The sequence below is a fragment of the Thalassiella azotivora genome, assembly GCF_054781695.1.
In genome coordinates, this window is record NZ_BAAGTX010000002.1 from 1 (window position 1) to 16,267 (window position 16,267).

General features: G+C 74.4%; 14 protein-coding genes. 6 read left to right on the forward strand and 8 right to left on the reverse strand.

Features of this window, described 5'->3' with window-relative positions; translation table 11 throughout:
* Together ACYVQV_RS01570 and ACYVQV_RS01575 are read left to right on the forward strand one after the other, a co-directional pair.
* The coding region (locus ACYVQV_RS01570; RefSeq protein WP_461021511.1) for a prolyl oligopeptidase family serine peptidase at window positions 1-279 on the forward strand (279 nt) is incomplete at its 5' end.
* A 165-nt stretch (window positions 280-444) separates the two neighbouring features.
* A complete protein-coding gene (locus ACYVQV_RS01575) occupies window positions 445-1,698 on the forward strand; it encodes a mechanosensitive ion channel family protein (RefSeq protein ID WP_461021512.1) in 1,254 nt (417 codons plus the stop codon).
* A gap of 64 nt (window positions 1,699-1,762) precedes the next feature.
* Here ACYVQV_RS01575 and ACYVQV_RS01580 read toward each other — a convergent pair whose 3' ends face one another.
* The gene (locus ACYVQV_RS01580) at window positions 1,763-3,724 is read right to left on the reverse strand and encodes an alpha-amylase family protein (RefSeq protein WP_461021513.1); all 1,962 of its coding nucleotides are present in this window, start codon (window positions 3,722-3,724) and stop codon (window positions 1,763-1,765) included.
* A 29-nt stretch (window positions 3,725-3,753) separates the two neighbouring features.
* Here ACYVQV_RS01580 and ACYVQV_RS01585 point away from each other — a divergent pair, with 29 nt between their 5' ends.
* From ACYVQV_RS01585 to ACYVQV_RS01595, 3 genes are all read left to right on the forward strand, one after another.
* Entirely contained in the window at window positions 3,754-4,179 is a 426-nt protein-coding gene (locus ACYVQV_RS01585; protein ID WP_461021514.1) for a globin, read from the forward strand.
* A 104-nt stretch (window positions 4,180-4,283) separates the two neighbouring features.
* A complete protein-coding gene (locus ACYVQV_RS01590; RefSeq protein ID WP_461021515.1) occupies window positions 4,284-5,987 on the forward strand; it encodes a glycoside hydrolase family 13 protein in 1,704 nt (567 codons plus the stop codon).
* A gap of 213 nt (window positions 5,988-6,200) precedes the next feature.
* A complete protein-coding gene (locus ACYVQV_RS01595; RefSeq protein WP_461021516.1) occupies window positions 6,201-7,034 on the forward strand; it encodes an LLM class flavin-dependent oxidoreductase in 834 nt (277 codons plus the stop codon).
* A 31-nt stretch (window positions 7,035-7,065) separates the two neighbouring features.
* Here the strand turns inward: ACYVQV_RS01595 and ACYVQV_RS01600 are convergent, their stop codons facing one another.
* From ACYVQV_RS01600 to ACYVQV_RS01625, 6 genes are all read right to left on the reverse strand, one after another.
* A complete protein-coding gene (locus ACYVQV_RS01600; RefSeq protein ID WP_461021517.1) occupies window positions 7,066-7,833 on the reverse strand; it encodes an SDR family NAD(P)-dependent oxidoreductase in 768 nt (255 codons plus the stop codon).
* A complete protein-coding gene (locus ACYVQV_RS01605) occupies window positions 7,830-8,687 on the reverse strand; it encodes a DeoR/GlpR family DNA-binding transcription regulator (RefSeq protein WP_461021518.1) in 858 nt (285 codons plus the stop codon). Before ACYVQV_RS01605 ends, ACYVQV_RS01600 begins: the two co-directional genes overlap by 4 nt.
* 100 nt (window positions 8,688-8,787) lie before the next feature.
* Window positions 8,788-9,801, reverse strand: coding sequence for an NAD(P)-dependent alcohol dehydrogenase (locus ACYVQV_RS01610; protein WP_461021721.1), 1,014 nt, complete (start codon window positions 9,799-9,801; stop codon window positions 8,788-8,790).
* Between the two features lie 28 nt (window positions 9,802-9,829).
* Complete coding sequence (locus ACYVQV_RS01615; protein ID WP_461021519.1) at window positions 9,830-10,744, reverse strand: carbohydrate ABC transporter permease; 915 nt, start codon at window positions 10,742-10,744, stop codon at window positions 9,830-9,832.
* The gene (locus ACYVQV_RS01620) at window positions 10,741-11,658 is read right to left on the reverse strand and encodes a carbohydrate ABC transporter permease (RefSeq protein WP_461021520.1); all 918 of its coding nucleotides are present in this window, start codon (window positions 11,656-11,658) and stop codon (window positions 10,741-10,743) included. Before ACYVQV_RS01620 ends, ACYVQV_RS01615 begins: the two co-directional genes overlap by 4 nt.
* The gene (locus ACYVQV_RS01625; protein WP_461021521.1) at window positions 11,655-13,124 is read right to left on the reverse strand and encodes an extracellular solute-binding protein; all 1,470 of its coding nucleotides are present in this window, start codon (window positions 13,122-13,124) and stop codon (window positions 11,655-11,657) included. The genes ACYVQV_RS01620 and ACYVQV_RS01625 overlap by 4 nt, the downstream gene beginning before the upstream one ends.
* A gap of 213 nt (window positions 13,125-13,337) precedes the next feature.
* Here ACYVQV_RS01625 and xylB point away from each other — a divergent pair, with 213 nt between their 5' ends.
* Window positions 13,338-14,750 (forward strand): xylulokinase, encoded by a 1,413-nt coding sequence (xylB, locus tag ACYVQV_RS01630; RefSeq protein ID WP_461021522.1) that lies wholly within the window; start codon window positions 13,338-13,340, stop codon window positions 14,748-14,750.
* 26 nt (window positions 14,751-14,776) lie between these two features.
* Here xylB and ACYVQV_RS01635 read toward each other — a convergent pair whose 3' ends face one another.
* The gene (locus ACYVQV_RS01635; protein ID WP_461021523.1) at window positions 14,777-16,252 is read right to left on the reverse strand and encodes a mannitol dehydrogenase family protein; all 1,476 of its coding nucleotides are present in this window, start codon (window positions 16,250-16,252) and stop codon (window positions 14,777-14,779) included.
* Between the last annotated feature and the right edge of the window lie 15 nt (window positions 16,253-16,267).

Genomic DNA, 16,267 nt, shown 5'->3' on the forward strand with positions numbered 1-16,267 from the left:
CACGCGTACTCGCCGTACCACCGGGTGCGCGAGGGCACCCGGTACCCGGCGGTGATGTTCCAGGTGTTCGACGGGGACAGCCGCGTCGACCCCCTGCACGCCCGCAAGCTCTGCGCCGCGCTGCAGCACGCGACGGCGGCGCCGTTCGAGGAGTCCCCGGTGCTGCTGCGCCGGGAGAAGGACGTCGGCCACGGCGCCCGGGCGGTCTCGCGCACCGTGGACCTGGTCGCCGACACCCTGGCGTTCCTCGCCCACCACACCGGGCTGCGGCTCGCGTGACCTGCCTCTCCCGGCCGTGCTGAGCGGCGGTACCGAGTGCCGAGCGGCGGCCCGTGGGGCGCCGCGCGGTTGCTAGCCTCGTCGGTTCGCTCAGCCCGCTCAGCCCGCTCGGCCCCGGTCGTCCCGGTCCGTGGCCGTCCCCCCGACGGAAGGAGCTCGCCCAGCGTGAGCCTGCTCGCTCCCCTGCACACCCTGGTCGCGACGACGACCCCCGACGTGCCCGAACCCGAGCCGTCCCCGACGCAGACCGAGTCGACGTTCGAACGAGCCCAGACCGACATCCCGTGCGGCACCCTGGACCCCACCTTCTGCGGGACGCTGCACGACTGGACGGGCAACGAGAAGCTCGCCCGCTGGGTCGTCGGCATCGGCGACACCGTGCTGCGCGTCGTCCTCATCCTCGTCATCGCCCTGCTCGTCCGCTGGCTCGTCCACCGGGCGATCGGCCGGCTCAGCGAGCGCATCGCCACCGGCCGCACCGGCATCGGCTCCCGCGGGCACAAGACGACGGCGTTCCTGGCGGCCAGCCCGCTGGCCGGCGAGCGCCGCGCCCAGCGGGCGCGGACCATCGGCTCGGTGCTCAAGAGCGTCGCGACAGGCGTCGTGGCGGGTATCGCCGTCCTGCTGGTGCTCGGCGAGTTCGGGATCAACCTCGGACCGCTGATCGCCGGTGCCGGGGTGCTCGGTGTCGCGCTCGGCTTCGGCGCCCAGTCGCTGGTGCGGGACTTCCTCTCCGGCCTGTTCATGATCGTCGAGGACCAGTACGGCGTCGGCGACGTCGTCGACCTCGGCGAGGCGGCCGGTTCGGTCGAGGCCGTCGGTCTGCGGGTCACCCGGCTGCGCGCCGTGGACGGCACGGTCTGGTACGTGCGCAACGGCGAGATCCTGCGGGTCGGCAACCAGTCCCAGGGCTGGGCCCGCGCCGTCCTGGACGTGGGCGTCGCCTACGGCGAGGACGTCAACCGGGTGCAGGACCTGCTCGCGGACGTCGCGCACCGGCTCAAGGACGACCCCGACTGGGGTCCGCTGGTCCTCGAGGAGCCCGAGGTGTGGGGTGTCGAGCAGCTGTCCGCCGACGCCGTGGTGGTGCGGCTCGTCGTCAAGACCGTCCCGCTGGAGCAGTGGAAGGTCGCCCGCGAGCTGCGGCGGCGGATCAAGGCCCGTTTCGACGCCGAGGGCGTGGAGATCCCGTTCCCGCAGCGCACGGTGTGGCTGCGCCAGGAGGCCGAGGAGAGGGCCTCGGGCGAGGCGGCGCCGGGCCGCGGGCACGGCGACGCGGACCGGGCCGGCGCCTCCCCCGCCGGGGGCCCCGGCTCGACCGGCGGCCCCGCGCCCGAGGAGGAGCGCCGCCAGCCGCCGCCGAAGGGTGAGTCGGACGTCGCGAACGACCTCGACGAGGACAGCGACAAGGGTCTGTGAGGACGGGCCTACCCGGCCGGCCGACCCGACCGGCCCGTCCCGCGGTCTCGTCGCGTCGCGCCGTTCAGCCGCCCCGCGCGGTGAGCCACAGCACCCGGTAGCCGTCCAGCCGGACGGCGCCGTCGTCCTCGGTCGGCGGCGCCGCCCCGCTGATCCGGTCGACCGCGTCGGCCGGGTCGAGCCCCAGGTCGCGCAGCCACCAGCCCTCGACCCACCGGGTCTGCTCGGTGACGTTGTACAGGCCGACGAACGGGCCGGCCCAGTGGTCGCGCAGCACGACCAGGACCCCGCGGTCCGGCGCCGCCAGCGCCTGCGACGCCACGGCCGCGTGCAGCTGCTCGGTCCCCGCGCGGGCTGCCACCAGCCGGCGCAGGCCCCCGAGCACCGCCGCGGGCGCGGGGAGGGGGGCGTGCACAGGGCTGGCGAGCGACCGCTCGGCTCGCTCGACGGCGTCCCAGTCCAGGCGCGGCCGGTGCGCCCACCGGTTGTCGCCCTCGTGGCCGGGTTCGCCGGCCCAGCCGGCGTCGTTGAGCGCGGCCACCTCGTCCCCGGACCAGATGACCGGCACCCCGCCCCAGCCCAGGGCGAGCGCGTGGGCGAGCAGGACCCGGGCGATGGCGTCGTCCAGCCGACCGGGGTCGTCGCCCGCGGCGCCGACCCCGCACAGGCTGGCCGTCGTCCCGCTGATCCGCCGGTCGCCGGTGGCCGGGTTGTGCTGGAAGACCAGGCCGTCGGCGAAGGACCCGGGGAACCGCCCGCTGTAGAAGTCGGACAGGAACGCCCGGTGCCCGGGGCCGGAGAGGCCGACGGCGGCGGCGTCGGCGTCGTCCACCGCCCAGCCGATGTCGTCGTGGCAGCGCACGTAGGTGATCCACGCCGTCGTCGTCGGCACGGGCGGGATCGCCTGCAGCGCCTCGGCCGCCAGGGTCACGTCGCGGCTGGCCAGCATCGACCACGTCTGCACCATGAGGCTGTTGTGGTAGGCGAGGTCGCTGACCTTGCCGTGGTGGCGGCCCTGCCCGAGGTAGCCGACGAGCTGGCCGGGCCCGACGATCGCCTCGGCCTTGAGCAGCGTCGCCGGGGCGGCCACCCGGGTCAGGGCGTGCAGCGCCTGGGTGATGGCGTGCACCTCGGGCTGGTTCTGGCAGTCGGTGCCGAGCCGCTTCCACAGGAAGGCGATGGCGTCCAGGCGCAGCACCTCGACACCGAGGTTCGCGAGGTGCAGGACGACCCCGACCATCTCCACGAGGACCTCGGGGTTGGACCAGTCGAGGTCCCACTGGAAGGCGTTGAACGTCGTCCAGACCCAACCGTCGAGGTCGTCGTCCCAGGTGAAGGAGCCGGGGGCGAAGTCCGGGAAGACCTCGGGCAGCGTCGCCTCGAAGGCGTCCGGGACGGCGCGGTCGGCGAACACGTGGAAGTAGCCGCGGTACCTCGGGTCCCCCGCGCGGGCGGCCTGCGCCCACGCGTGCTCGCGCGCGACGTGGTTGAGCACGAGGTCCAGGCACAGGCTGATCCCGTGCCCGCGCAGGGTCGTCGCCAGCGCGCGCAGGTCCTCGACGTCCCCGAGGTCCTCGCGGACCTGCCGGTAGTCCGCGACGGCGTACCCGCCGTCGTCGTCGCCGGGGCGGGAGCGCAGCAGGGGCATGAGGTGCAGGTAGCGGACGCCGAGGCGACGCAGGTGCTCGACGCGGGTCGCGACGCCGGCCAGGTCGCCGGCGAACCGGTCGGCGTAGGCGGCGTACCCGACGACGTCCGGGCGCTGGAACCAGTCGGGCTCGAGGCTGCGGCGCAGGTCGTGGCGTCGCAGGTCCTGCGGCCGCTGCGCCCAGGACCGTGCGGCGAGGACGGCGAGCCGCCCGGCGAGCTCGTCGGCGCCGTCGTACGCGCCGGCCAGGCCCTCGACGAGGTCGGCCCACCAGCGCTCGAGCCTCAGCCGGAAGATCTCCTGGTCGTGCGGGGGCAGGGCGCCGAGCGCCGGGTCGCAGGCGGCGAGCACGGTCTGCGGCGGGGTCGGGGCGGCCACCGGACCATCACAGCAGAGCGGCTGGGACAATGGGAGGCGTGACGCAGCCACAGCAGCAGTCCGAGCAGGAGCCCGGCCACCAGCCGAGCTTCTACGAGCAGGTGGGTGGCGCCGAGACGTTCCGCCGGCTCGTCCACCGCTTCTACCAGGGCGTCGCCGCGGACCCGGAGCTGCGGGCGATGTACCCCGAGGAGGACCTGGGGCCCGCCGAGGACCGGCTCCGGATGTTCCTCGAGCAGTACTGGGGCGGCCCCACGACGTACTCCGAGCAGCGCGGGCACCCGCGGCTGCGGATGCGGCACGCGCCGTTCCGGGTGACCCCGAGGGCCCGGGACCTGTGGCTGACGCACATGCGCGCCGCGGTGGACGACCTCGGCCTGGCGCCGCTGCACGAGGCCCTGCTGTGGGACTACCTGGAGCGCGCCGCGCACTCCCTGCTCAACGCGATGGAGTAGGTGGCCAGCCCGCCGGCCGGCCGGCGTCCGGCCGATCATGAAACCGGCTCGCAAGACCTGCAAGACATTTCACAGATCGCCGGACCAGGCCCTAGGCTCGGTCGGTGACCACGACGCACCAGAGCCCCGTCACCAGCCCGTCCACCGCCGCCGGTGACCCGGCGCAGGCACCCGAGTGGTGGCGGACCGCCGTCATCTACCAGGTGTACCCGCGCTCGTTCGCCGACTCCGACGGCGACGGCGTCGGCGACCTGGCCGGCGCCACGGCGCGCCTGCCGTACCTGGCCGAGCTCGGCGTGGACGCCGTCTGGCTGTCTCCGTTCTACGTCTCCCCGCAGGCGGACGCGGGCTACGACGTCGCCGACTACCGGGACGTCGACCCGGTGTTCGGCACCCTGGCCGACGCCGACGCGCTGGTCGCGCGGGCGCACGAGCTGGGGCTGCGCGTCGTCGTCGACCTCGTCCCCAACCACACCTCGGACGAGCACGTCTGGTTCCAGGCCGCCCTGGCCGCCGCCCCCGGCAGCCCGGAGCGCGAGCGGTACGTCTTCCGCGACGGTCGCGGCGAGCACGGCGAGCTGCCGCCCAACGACTGGCGCAGCGTCTTCGGCGGCTCCGCGTGGGAGCGCGTCACCGAGGCCGACGGCACCCCCGGCCAGTGGTACCTGCACATCTTCGACGTCAAGCAGCCCGACCTGAACTGGGAGCTGCGCGAGGTCCGCGACGAGTTCCTCGACGTCCTGCGGTTCTGGCTGGACCGCGGCGTCGACGGCTTCCGCGTCGACGTCGCCCACGGGCTGGTCAAGGCCCCCGGCCTGCCGGACTGGGACCACGAGCAGGAGATGCTGCACGGCTCCAACGAGGACGGCGAGCGGCCCCCGATGTGGGACCAGGACGGCGTGCACGAGATCTACCGCGAGTGGCGTGCCCTACTCGACACCTACCCGGGCGAGCGGATCCTCGTCGCCGAGGCCTGGGTCGAGCCCGCCGAGCGGCTCGCGCTGTACGTGCGGCCGGACGAGATGCACCAGGCGTTCAACTTCGACTACCTCGAGGCCGCCTGGCGCGGCCCCGACCTGCGGCGCGTGGTCGAGCACTCGCTGGCCGCGGACGCCGCGGTGGGCGCACCGACCACGTGGGTGCTCAGCAACCACGACGTCGTCCGGCACGCCAGCCGCCTCGGGCTGCCGGTCGGCACGCACCGGCCCAACGGCATCGGCGCCACGGACCCGCAGCCGGACGCCGAGCTCGGCCTGCGGCGCGCCCGGGCGGCCTCCGCGCTGATGCTCGCCCTGCCCGGCTCGGCGTACGTGTACCAGGGCGAGGAGCTCGGCCTGCCCGAGCACACGACCCTGCCCGACGAGGTCCGCCAGGACCCGACGTTCTTCCGTACCGGCGGCGAGCACCTCGGCCGCGACGGCTGCCGGGTGCCGATGCCGTGGGCGGCCGGCGCCCCCGGCCTGGGCTTCGGCCCGTCCGGCCGGACGTGGCTCCCGCAGCCCGACGCCTACCGGGAGCTGGCCGCCGACGCCCAGGACGGCGTCCCCGGCTCGACCCTCGAGCTGTACCGGATGGGTCTGCGCCTGCGCCGCGACCTCGCCCTGGGCGCGGGTTCGCTGGAGTGGGTCGACACCGGCGAGGACGTCGTGTGCCTGCGCAACGGGTCGGTGCTGGTCGTGACCAACCTCGGCGAGCAACCGGTTGTGCTGCCCGACGGCGCGGAGGTGCTGCTGGTCAGCGGTGACCTGGTGGACGACGCCGGCCGGCAGGCGGTCCCGACCGACGTCACCGCCTGGGTCCGCGCCTGACCGGCGGGTAACGCGCTCACGCCGGGTCGGACGGACGCGCCGTCCGCGCGCGCGGCGGGACGGCGTGTTCGTCCGACTCGGCGCAGGGGCGCGGGGTCGGGGCGCGGGGTCGGGGCGCGGGGTCGGGGCGCGGGGTCGGGGCGCGGGGTCGGGGCGGGGACGGCGAGGGCCGGTGGGGAGCCGGCTGTCGGTGGTCGGGTGCAGGGTGACCGCATGCGCTACGGGTTCGTGATGGCCAGTGGGACGACGCGGCAGTTCGCCGACGCCGCGCGACGCGCGGAGGCGCGCGGGTGGGACGCGATCTTCACCTGGGAGACCGTGTGGGGGCAGGACGCCTGGATGACCCTCGCCGCAGCCGCGATGACGACGGAGAGGATCCGGCTCGGGACGATGCTCACCCCGCTGCCGAGGATCCGGCCGTGGGAGCTCGCGGGGCGGGTGGCCACCCTCGACGCGCTCTCAGGCGGCAGGGCCCAGCTCGCGGTGGGGCTCGGCGCGCCGCACGAGGGCTGGCTGGCGTTCGAGCCGGACGAGGGACGCCGCGTGCGGGCGCAGAAGCTGGACGAGGGGCTCGCCGTGTACGACGGCCTGATGCGCGGCCAGCCGTTCTCCTACGAGGGACGCCACTACGCGGTGCGGCCGACGACGTTCGTGCCGCCGCCCCCGCCCGTGCAGACGCCGAGGGTCCCGGTGTGGGTGGTGGGTGCCACGCCGTCGGAGCGCTCGCTCGGCCGCGCGGCCCGGTGGGACGGCCTGCTGGCGGCGAAGGTCGGCAACGGCCCGGACAGCCCGTTCACGCCCGACGACCTCGCCGACGCCGTCGAGCGGACGCGGCCGCTGCGCGAGGCAGCCGGCCTGCCGTGGGACGGGTACGACGTCGTCGTCGAGGGCATCAGCCCGACCGGACCGGCGGGAGCGGAGCACGTGGCGCCGTACCGGGCCGCCGGGGCGACGTGGTGGGTCGAGTCGAACTGGGAGGGCTACGACGGCGACCCACTGGCCGACCTCCTCGCCCGGATCGACGCCGCCCCACCCCGGGACGACTGACGCGCGGCCGCCCCGGGCGGTCGAGCGGCCGTCAGTGCACCGTGTACCCGCCGTCGACGACGAGGACCGACCCGGTCATGAAGGACGACGCGTCCGAGGCGAGGTAGACGAGGCTGGGGGCGATCTCCTCCGGGGTGGCGTACCGCTGCATCGGCGCGTCCAGGATCCAGTGCTGGCGGAACTCCGGCCGGTCCACGGGTGCCATCTCCGTCTTGACGTACCCGGGCGCGAGCGCGTTGACGCGGATGCCGTGCGGCGCCCACTCGGCGGCCAGGCTCTTGGTCAGCTGGTGCACGGCCGCCTTGGAGGCGTTGTACGCGGGCTGCCACTGCGGCCGGTTGACGATCTGCGCGGAGATGCTGCCGATGTTGACGATCACCCCGCCGCCGGCGTCGACCATGTGCCGCGCGGCCGCCCGGCTGCAGCGCCACAACGCGGTGAGGTTGAGGTCGAGGACCTGGTCCCACTCCTCGTCGGGCACCTCGAGCGCCGGGCGGTGGATCGCCACGCCCGCGTTGTTCACCAGGACGTCCAGCGCGCCGAGCTCGTCGACGCACGCGCTCACGGCCCGGTCGACGTCCGCCGTGACGGTGACGTCCGCCCCGACGACCAGGGCCCGGCGGCCGCGCGCGCGGACCTGCTCGGCCACCTCCTCGGTGCGCGCCGCGTCCCGGGCGACGAGGGCGACGTCCGCGCCGGCCTCGGCGAGCCCGAGCGCGAAGGCGCGGCCGAGCCCCCGGTTGGCGCCGGTGACGAGGGCCACCGTCCCGTCGAGGCGGAAGCGGTCGAGCACGGTCATCGGGATCTCCTCGGGGTGCGGGTGCCGTCGGGGCCGGCGGGGTGGGGCTGGACGTGGGCGGGTGCGTGCACGACCCGCACGTCGGCGCCGGTGGCGCGCGCGGCCGCGACCTCGGTCGGGTCAGCGGCGTCGTCGACGACGACGTGGCTGAAGCGGTCCACCGAGCACACCTCGTGCGAGGCCCCTCGCCCCAGCTTCGTGTGGTCGAGCAGCAGCACGCTGCGGTCCGCGACGTCGAGGGCGGCCAGCTTGAGCTCGGCCGACGGCTCGAGCGCGTGGTAGCAGGTGCCCTGGCGGACGGCCGGCGAGCTGAGCAGCGCCACGTCGACGCGCTGCCGGCGGACGGCCTCCAGCGCGGCGGGCCCGAAGGTCGCGTCGAGGTGCGGGTCGTAGTCGCCGCCGAGCAGGTGCACCTGGACGCGCGGGGCGCCGTCCACCTCGCGGACCACCTGCAGGTAGTTCGTCAGCACGGTCAGCGGCCCGTGCGCGCGGCGGGTCAGCAGCCGCAGCAGCGGCAGGACGGACGTGGAGTCGTCGACGAAGACGGTGCGCACGTCGTCCACGAGGTCGACGGCCCGGGCGGCGACCGCCTCCTTGACCGCGGTCGCCGTCCGCAGCCGGAAGAGCGCGCTGGTCTCGACGGTCAGCTCCGAGGGGGCCACGGCCCGGCCGCGCTGCTTGCGCAGGTACCCCGCCGCCGCGAGGGCGTCGAGGTCGCGGTGCATCGTCATGCCGCTGACGGCGAAGCGCCGCGCGAGGTCGGCGATGGTGCACTCCCCCGCCTCGAGGACGTGCTCGAGGACGGCCTCGCGGCGCGCCTGCACCGAGGCGTCGCTGGACCTGCTCCCGCGCACCACCCGCACCTGCCCGTCGCTCGTCCTGCCGCCTCCGCCGTCCGACCGGGTCATCCGACGCCGGTCACGACACCGGACGCGCTCACGACACCCGACACGGTCACACGCCGCCCGGCCGCACGACGATCTTGACGTGCCGGTCGGCGGGGTCCGGTGCCAGGGCCTGCTCGACGTGGTCGAGGTCGACGTGACCCGTGACCAGCCGGTCGAGGTCGACCGCCCCGGACGCCGCGAGGTGGATCGCCTCGGGCCAGGTGCCGGCGTAGCGGAACGTCCCGGTGACGACCAGCTCGCGGTTCTGGACGGCGGCGACCGGCACGGTCATCTCGTCGGCGCCCATCCCGACGAGCACGACGGTCCCCGCACGGCGGACGGCACCGAAGCCCGATGCCACCGCGGCGGGAGCGCCGGAGCACTCGACGAAGGCGTCGACCTGCACGCCCTGGTCCGCCGGGGAGCCCTCGGCGGGGTCCAGGACCCGGGTGGCGCCCAGCTCGCGCGCCAGGTCGCGACGGTGGGCGTCGACGTCCGACACGACGATCTCGGCGGCCCCCAGGGCGCGGGCGACCTGCGCGACGAGCAGGCCCACGGGGCCGGCGCCGGTCACGAGCACGGACGACGCCACGCCCACGCCCGCCTTGCGGTTGGCCCAGACCCCCACGGACAGCGGCTCGAGCAGCCCGGCGGCGTCGTCCGACACCGTGTCCGGCACGGGGTGCGCGAAGTCGTCCGCGAGCGTGACGTACTCGGCGAACGCCCCGTCCACGGGTGGGGTCGCGAAGAACCGCACGTCCGGGCACAGGTTGTAGCGGCCGGCGAGGCACTGCTCGCACCGCCGGCACGGCACGCCCGGTTCGAGGGACACGCGCTGGCCGACCCGGGCCGGGTCGACCCCGTCCCCCACGGCGACGACGGTCCCGCCCGCCTCGTGCCCGAGCACCAGCGGCTCCCGGACGACGAAGTCACCGATCCGCCCGTGCTCGTAGTAGTGCACGTCCGAGCCGCACACACCGACCGAGCCGACGCGGACGAGCACCTCGCGGGGGCCCGGTGCGGGGACGGGGCGCTCCTCGACGGCCAGGTCCCGCACACCGCGCAGGACGCTGACGCGCATCGTCCCCGGCACCGCGTGGGTGGTGGTGTCACTCACCGGTCACCGCTCCCAGGGACAGGCCGGTGACGAGCCACCGGCGGACGGCCAGGCCGGCCAGGATCATCGGCAGCACGACGATCGTGCCGATCGCGGTGACCTGGCCCCAGTCGATGCCGGTCTGCGTCACGAGCTGGCTCGCGGCGATGGGCAGCGTCTGCGAGTTCGGACCCGAGAACACCGTCGCGAACGCGTAGTCGTTCCAGGCGAAGACCAGGCACAGCACGCCGGTGGTGACGAGTCCCGCCTTGCTGAGCGGCAGCACGACGTGCCAGAACGCCTGCCACCGGCTGCAGCCGGCGACCAGGGCAGACTCCTCGATCGACGGCGAGATGTCGGAGAAGAAGGCGCTCATCAGCCAGATCGCGAACGGCAGGTTGAACGTCATGTACGCCAGGACGAGGCCGGGGAGCGTGTCGATGAGGCCGGCGAGCCGGAACATCAGGAACAGCGGCAGGATCACCGCGGCGATCGGCGCCATCCGGGTCGAGATGATCCAGAACGACAGGTCGTTCTTGCGGCGCATCAGCGAGCGGGACAGGCCGTAGCCCGCCAGGGTCCCCAGGACGAGCGACAGGATCGCGGAGACCCCGGCGGCGACGACGCTGTGCCACAGGTACGGCGTCAGGTCGTTGGGCCCGCTGAACAGGTCGCGGTAGTTGTCCAGCGTCGGTTCGAACAGGACCTGCGGGGTGCCGGCCGTGACGTCCGCCGAGCTCTTGAACGACGCCATGACCATCCACGCGAGCGGGACCAGGGTCCACAGGAGCACCAGGGTCAGGACGACGGCGACGACCACCCGGCTGCGGCCGCTGCGCTTCTCGATGGCGGCGACGGTGCCCTGCGGGCGCGTGGGCGCCGCATGGGGTACGTCCTTCTGGGGCGTGGCGGGAGCGGGAGCACTCACCGGGCCACCTCCTTCGATCCGAGCACGCTGACGAACAGCTTGGCGATGGCGATGGTGACCACGAGCATCATCAGACCGATGGCGGCGGCGTACCCGAGGTCGAAGAACCGGAAGGCGTTCTCGAACAACCGGATCGGGATGATCTTCGTCGCGTCGGCGGGGCCGCCGTTGGTGGTGACGTAGATGATGTCGTAGTAGCGGACGGCGTCCATGGCGCGGATGAGCAGGGCCACGAGCAGGATGCCGGAGATGGACGGCAGGACGATGTGCCGCAGCGTCGACCAGTAGCCCGCGCCGTCCAGGGCGGCGGCCTCGAGGACCGACGGGTTCACCGAGCTGAGACCTGCGAGCGTGATGAGGGTGATGAGCGGCGTCCACTCCCACACGTCCATCAGCACGACGGCCACGAACGCGGTGGTCGGGCTGCCGAGCACGTCCCCCTGCCACCCGAGCTGCTGCAGGACCCACGCGTAGAGCCCGAAGGTCGAGTCCGTCAGGTAGCGGCCCAGCAGGCCCACGATGACGGGGGCGACGAACATCGGCAGGAGCACCAGCGACAGCAGCAGACCCCGTCCGCTGACGACCCGGTGCAGGGCCAGCGCGATGCCGACGCCGAGCACCATCTCCAGGCCCAGCGTGGCGACGAGGTACACGCCCGTCCGCAACCAGCTCGCCCACATGTCGGGGTCGGTCAGGACGCGCGACCAGTTGTCCAGCCCCGCCCACTCCAGCCGCACCCCGCCCAGGAGGCGCACGTGGCTGAAGCTCATCACGACCAGCGCGACGAAGGGCACGATCGACAGCAGGGCGAGAACGGTCACCCCCGGCGCGAGCAGCTTGCCGGTGAACGTCAGCCCGCGGCCCCGGTCCGGGCGGTTCGCCGGGCCCGCGGGGGCCCGCGTGTCGGCGGTCATGCCTGCCACCCCCGGTCGACGATGCGCTCGAACCTGCCGGCGACGCCGCGCATGGTCTCCTCAGGAGACTGCTGGCCGGCGATCATCTTGGACAGGCCCGTGAAGATGGCGGTGTCGCAGGCGTTCCACATCGGGATCTTCGGCCGCAGGCCGATGTTGTCCTCCTCCCACGCGGTCGTCACCGCGTCGTAGGTGAGCATGTTCGGCATCTCGCTGGGTCGGGTCGTCGCCTGCTGGACCTCGGGCAGGTCGTAGACGGACAGCCGGGTCGGGGTGCCCCCGCCGGCCTCGCTGCGCAGGTTGCTCAGCTGGGTCTGCGGCGACGTGGCCCAGTTGACGAACAGCCAGGCGGCGCCCCGCTGGGCGCCGGAGGAGTTGGCGGCCACGGAGATCCCCGTCCCGCCGAACATGTGCGCGGTCCGTGCGGGGCCGGAGGGCAGCGGCGCGTAGGCGATCTGCCCCGGCAGCACCTGCTCGTTGCTGGCGGCGAACTCGTGCCAGTTGGGGCACATCGCGATCTCACCGGCGCGCAGCGCCGCCCCGACGCCGTCCCAGTCCCACGTGCTCGAGGCCGGGTGCGCCACGGACAGCAGCTCGTCGTAGAAGGCGGCGGCGGCGACGGCCTCGTCGGAGTCCAGGACGCACTCCCCGGGCTCGCGCACGCCGATGAGCCCGACCTGCTCACCGCCCTGGAAGTAGTCGCCGCCGTACGCCCACAGGACGTTGCTGAAGTCGCACATCAGCGAGTCGTGCTGCTTGGCCTGGTGCCCCGTGCCGTAGGCGACCTCGTCGACGTTGTCGTTGAACCAGCGGGCGATCTGCAGGTACTCCTCCCAGGTGCGCTCCGACCCGGGCGTGGGGTCGAACCCCAGCTCGTCCTGCATCTGCGGGCCGTAGCGCTCGAACAGGTCGGCCCGGTACTGCCAGATCATCGTGGGGCAGTCGTACGGCAGGGCCAGCACCGGGTCCTCGTCCTCGAACTTGCCGGTCGCCCGCAGCTGGGTCGGGATGAAGTCCTCGAGCCCGCCCTCGAGCGGCGGGTAGCTGTCGTCCTCGATGAACTCCCGCAGGTCGACGAGCCCGGCGCTGTACGGCGCCAGGACCTGGTAGGGGTCGGCGTAGATGACCTGGTAGCGCGCGTCACCGGAGGCCATGTCGAGCGCGACGCGCTGCACGAGCGCGGACAGCTCGAGGTTGACGATCTGGACGTCGATGCCGGTCAGGTCGCGGAACGGCTGGAGGTTCGCGGCGATCGCCGCGGTCGGCGCGGTGTTCTCCGAGATGAAGTTGATGGTCGTGCCCTCGAAGCGCCGCCACGGGTCCTGGCCCGGCGTCAGGGAGGGGACGGGCCGCGGGGCGTCGCCGGAGCAGCCGGCCAGGGCACCGGTGCCGGCGAGCGCGCCGGCGCCGAGCAGGCCGGCGCGCAGCAGGGAGCGACGCGTCGGACCACCCGCTGCGCGGGGCACGGCGGGTGGTCCTGCGAGACGTGGTGGGCGTGGTGGACGGCGCATGGGGACCTCCGCGGGGCTCGGGCGACGCCGACGTCCCGCAACTTGTCACACATTTTGTGTGACATCAAGACTGTCGAGGCGTCGCTCGCTGTGGTTGGTTGGGTGGGTACGTGCGCTTTTCCCGCCGCACCCGGGCCGCGAGCCCGGCACACCGCCCCCGGAGGTCCCGTGACCGAGCAGCTCGTCGCCGGCGTCGACTCCTCGACGCAGTCGTGCAAGGTGCTCCTCGTCGACCCCGCGGACGGTCGGGTCCTCGACCAGGGGCAGTCGCCCCACCCCGACGGCACCGAGGTCGCCCCCGCCGCCTGGTACGAGGCGCTGCGCACGGCGACCGGCGCCGTCCGCGGTCACCTGGACGACGTAGCCGCCGTCGCCGTCGCCGGCCAGCAGCACGGGATGGTCGCGCTCGACGCGCACGGGTCGGTCGTCCGCGACGCGCTGCTGTGGAACGACGTCCGCAGCGCGCCGCAGGCACGGCGGCTGGCCGACGAGCTCGGCGCGCGGGCCTGGGTGGACGCGGTGGGGTCGGTCCCCATCCACTCGCTGACCGTCAGCAAGCTCGCCTGGCTGGCCGAGAACGAGCCCGAGCACGCCGACCGTGTCGCCGACGTGCTCCTCCCCCACGACTGGCTGACCTGGCAGCTGCTCGGTGGCGCGCAGGGCGACGCGGAGAAGGTGACCGACCGCAGCGAGGCCTCCGGGACGGGCTACTGGTCGGCCGACGAGGACCGGTACCGCGAGGACCTGCTCGCCCACGCGTTCGGGCGGGTCGTCGGCGTGCCGCGCGTCCTCGCCCCGTCCGGGTCCGCGGGGCGCACGCCCGCCGGGACGCTCGTCGGCCCGGGCCTCGGCGACAACGCCGCAGCCGCCCTGGGCCTGGGGCTGCGACCCGGCGAGGTGGCCGTGTCGCTGGGCACCAGCGGCGCGGTCTTCGCCTCCGCGGACGACGTCACCCCGGACCCGAGCGGCGAGCTGAACCGGTTCGCCGACGGCCAGGGGCGGCTCCTGCCGCTCAGCTGCACGATGAACGCGGCCCGCGTCCTCGGTGCCGTCGCCCAGATGGTCGGCGAGGACCTCGCCGGTCTCGAGCGGCTCCAGGGCGAGGCGGCACCGGACGCCGACGGCCTGGTGCTCCTGCCCTACCTCGACGGCGAGCGGACGCCGGCGCTGCCTGAGGCGGCCGGCAGCCTGCACGGCATGCGCCGGGGCAGCATGACGCCTGCGAACGTGGCGCGAGCCGGCGTCCTCGGCATGCTCTGCGGCATCGCCGACGCGCTCGACGTGCTGCGCCGCAACGGCGTCCACGTCGAGTCCGCGGTGCTCGTCGGCGGTGCGGCCCGGTCCGCCGCCGTGCGGGGGGCGGCTCCGGACGTCTTCGGGGTGCCGGTGAGCGTGCCCCGGCCGGCCGAGTACGTCGCGCTCGGGGCCGCCCGCCAGGCCGCGTGGGTGCTGTCCGGGGACGCCGAACCGCCGGAGTGGGACCGCGAGGTCCTCAGCGAGCACGAGCCCACCGGGGCCGACTGGGGAGCCCAGGTGCGCGAGCGGTACGCCGGCGTCCGGCGCCAGGTGCACGGCGTCTGAACGTCCGACGGGCCCGGGGCGTGGGGTCAGCCCCGGACGACGGCCTCCACCGTCGACCGCGCACCGCGCTCGTGCAGCGAGCGCAGCGCCTCCAGGTAGGGGCCGGTGAAGCGCTCGTCGTCCACCAGGTCGCCGAACAGGTCCCGGTCCCGCAGGAAGGCGAGCGGGTCCTGCGACTGGCGTGCCGCGGCCGCCGTCACCCTGTCCCGCAACCGGTCCACGACCTCGATCGGCTCGCCCTGCTCGTCGACGCCCTCGGCGTACCGGGCCCAGGACGCCACGACGAGCGCCGACCGCCGGACCTCGCCTCCCCGCTCGAGCTGCTCGCGGACGACGGGCACCAGCCACTTGGGGATCCGGTCCGAGCTCTCCGCGCACAGCCGTGCGAGCGTGTCGCGCACCTCGGGGTTGGCGAACCGGTCGACGAGCGCCTGCTGGTACTGCGCGACGTCCACCCCGGGGACGGGGGCGAGCGTGGGCTCGGCCTCCTCGCGCATGTACCCGAGCAGCAGGTCCACGAACAGCGGGTCGGCGCACACCTCGTGGGCGTACCGGTACCCGCTGAGGTAGCCGAGGTAGCACAGGGCCTGGTGGCTGGCGTTGAGCAGCCGCAGCTTCATCAGCTCGTAGGGGACGACGTCGTCGACGACCTGGACGCCGACGTCCTCCAGCGGGGGGCGGCCGGCGGTGAACCGGTCCTCGAGCACCCACTGGGTCCACGGCTCGCAGACCACCGGCCAGACGTCCTCGACGCCGAGGAGGTCCCGGACGGCGGCCCGGTCCTCGTCGCTGGTGACGGGGGTGATCCGGTCGACCATGGAGCTGGGGAAGGCCACGTCGCGTTCGAGGTGCTCGGCCAGCTCCGGGTCCTGCAACCGCGCGAACGCGGTGAGCATCGCCTGGGCCACGTGGCCGTTGCCCTGGATGTTGTCGCAGCTCATCACGGTGAACGGCGGCACGCCGCGCTCACGGCGCCGGCGCAGCGCGGCGGTGAGCAGGCCGAACGTCGTCGACGGGACGGCGTCCGGCTGGAGGTCCGCCTGGATCGCCGGGTCGGACGGGTCGAACTCCCCGGTCACCTGGTTCACGTGGTACCCGCCCTCGGTGACGGTCAGCGAGACGATCCTCGTCGCGGGGTCGGCCATCCTCTCGACGACCGCCTCGGGGTCGTCGGGCGCGAAGAGGTAGTCCACGAGCGAGCCCACCACGCGGGCCTCGAGCCGGCCGTCCGGGTGCTTGACCACCAGCGTGTACAGGTGGTCCTGGGCGGCCAGCGCGTCCCGCATCCGCCGGTCCCCCGGCATCAGCCCGACGCCGCAGATCCCCCAGTCCAGGGCGGCGCCGGCGTCCATCAGCCGGTCCAGGTACATCGCCTGGTGGGCGCGGTGGAAGCCGCCGACGCCGACGTGCACGATGCCGGTCGTGACGGCGGACCGGTCGTAGCCGGGCACGGAGACGTCCGCCGGCAGGCTCCCGAGGGTGTCGGTCGACAGGCGCGTCATGCGGGGTCCTCCTGG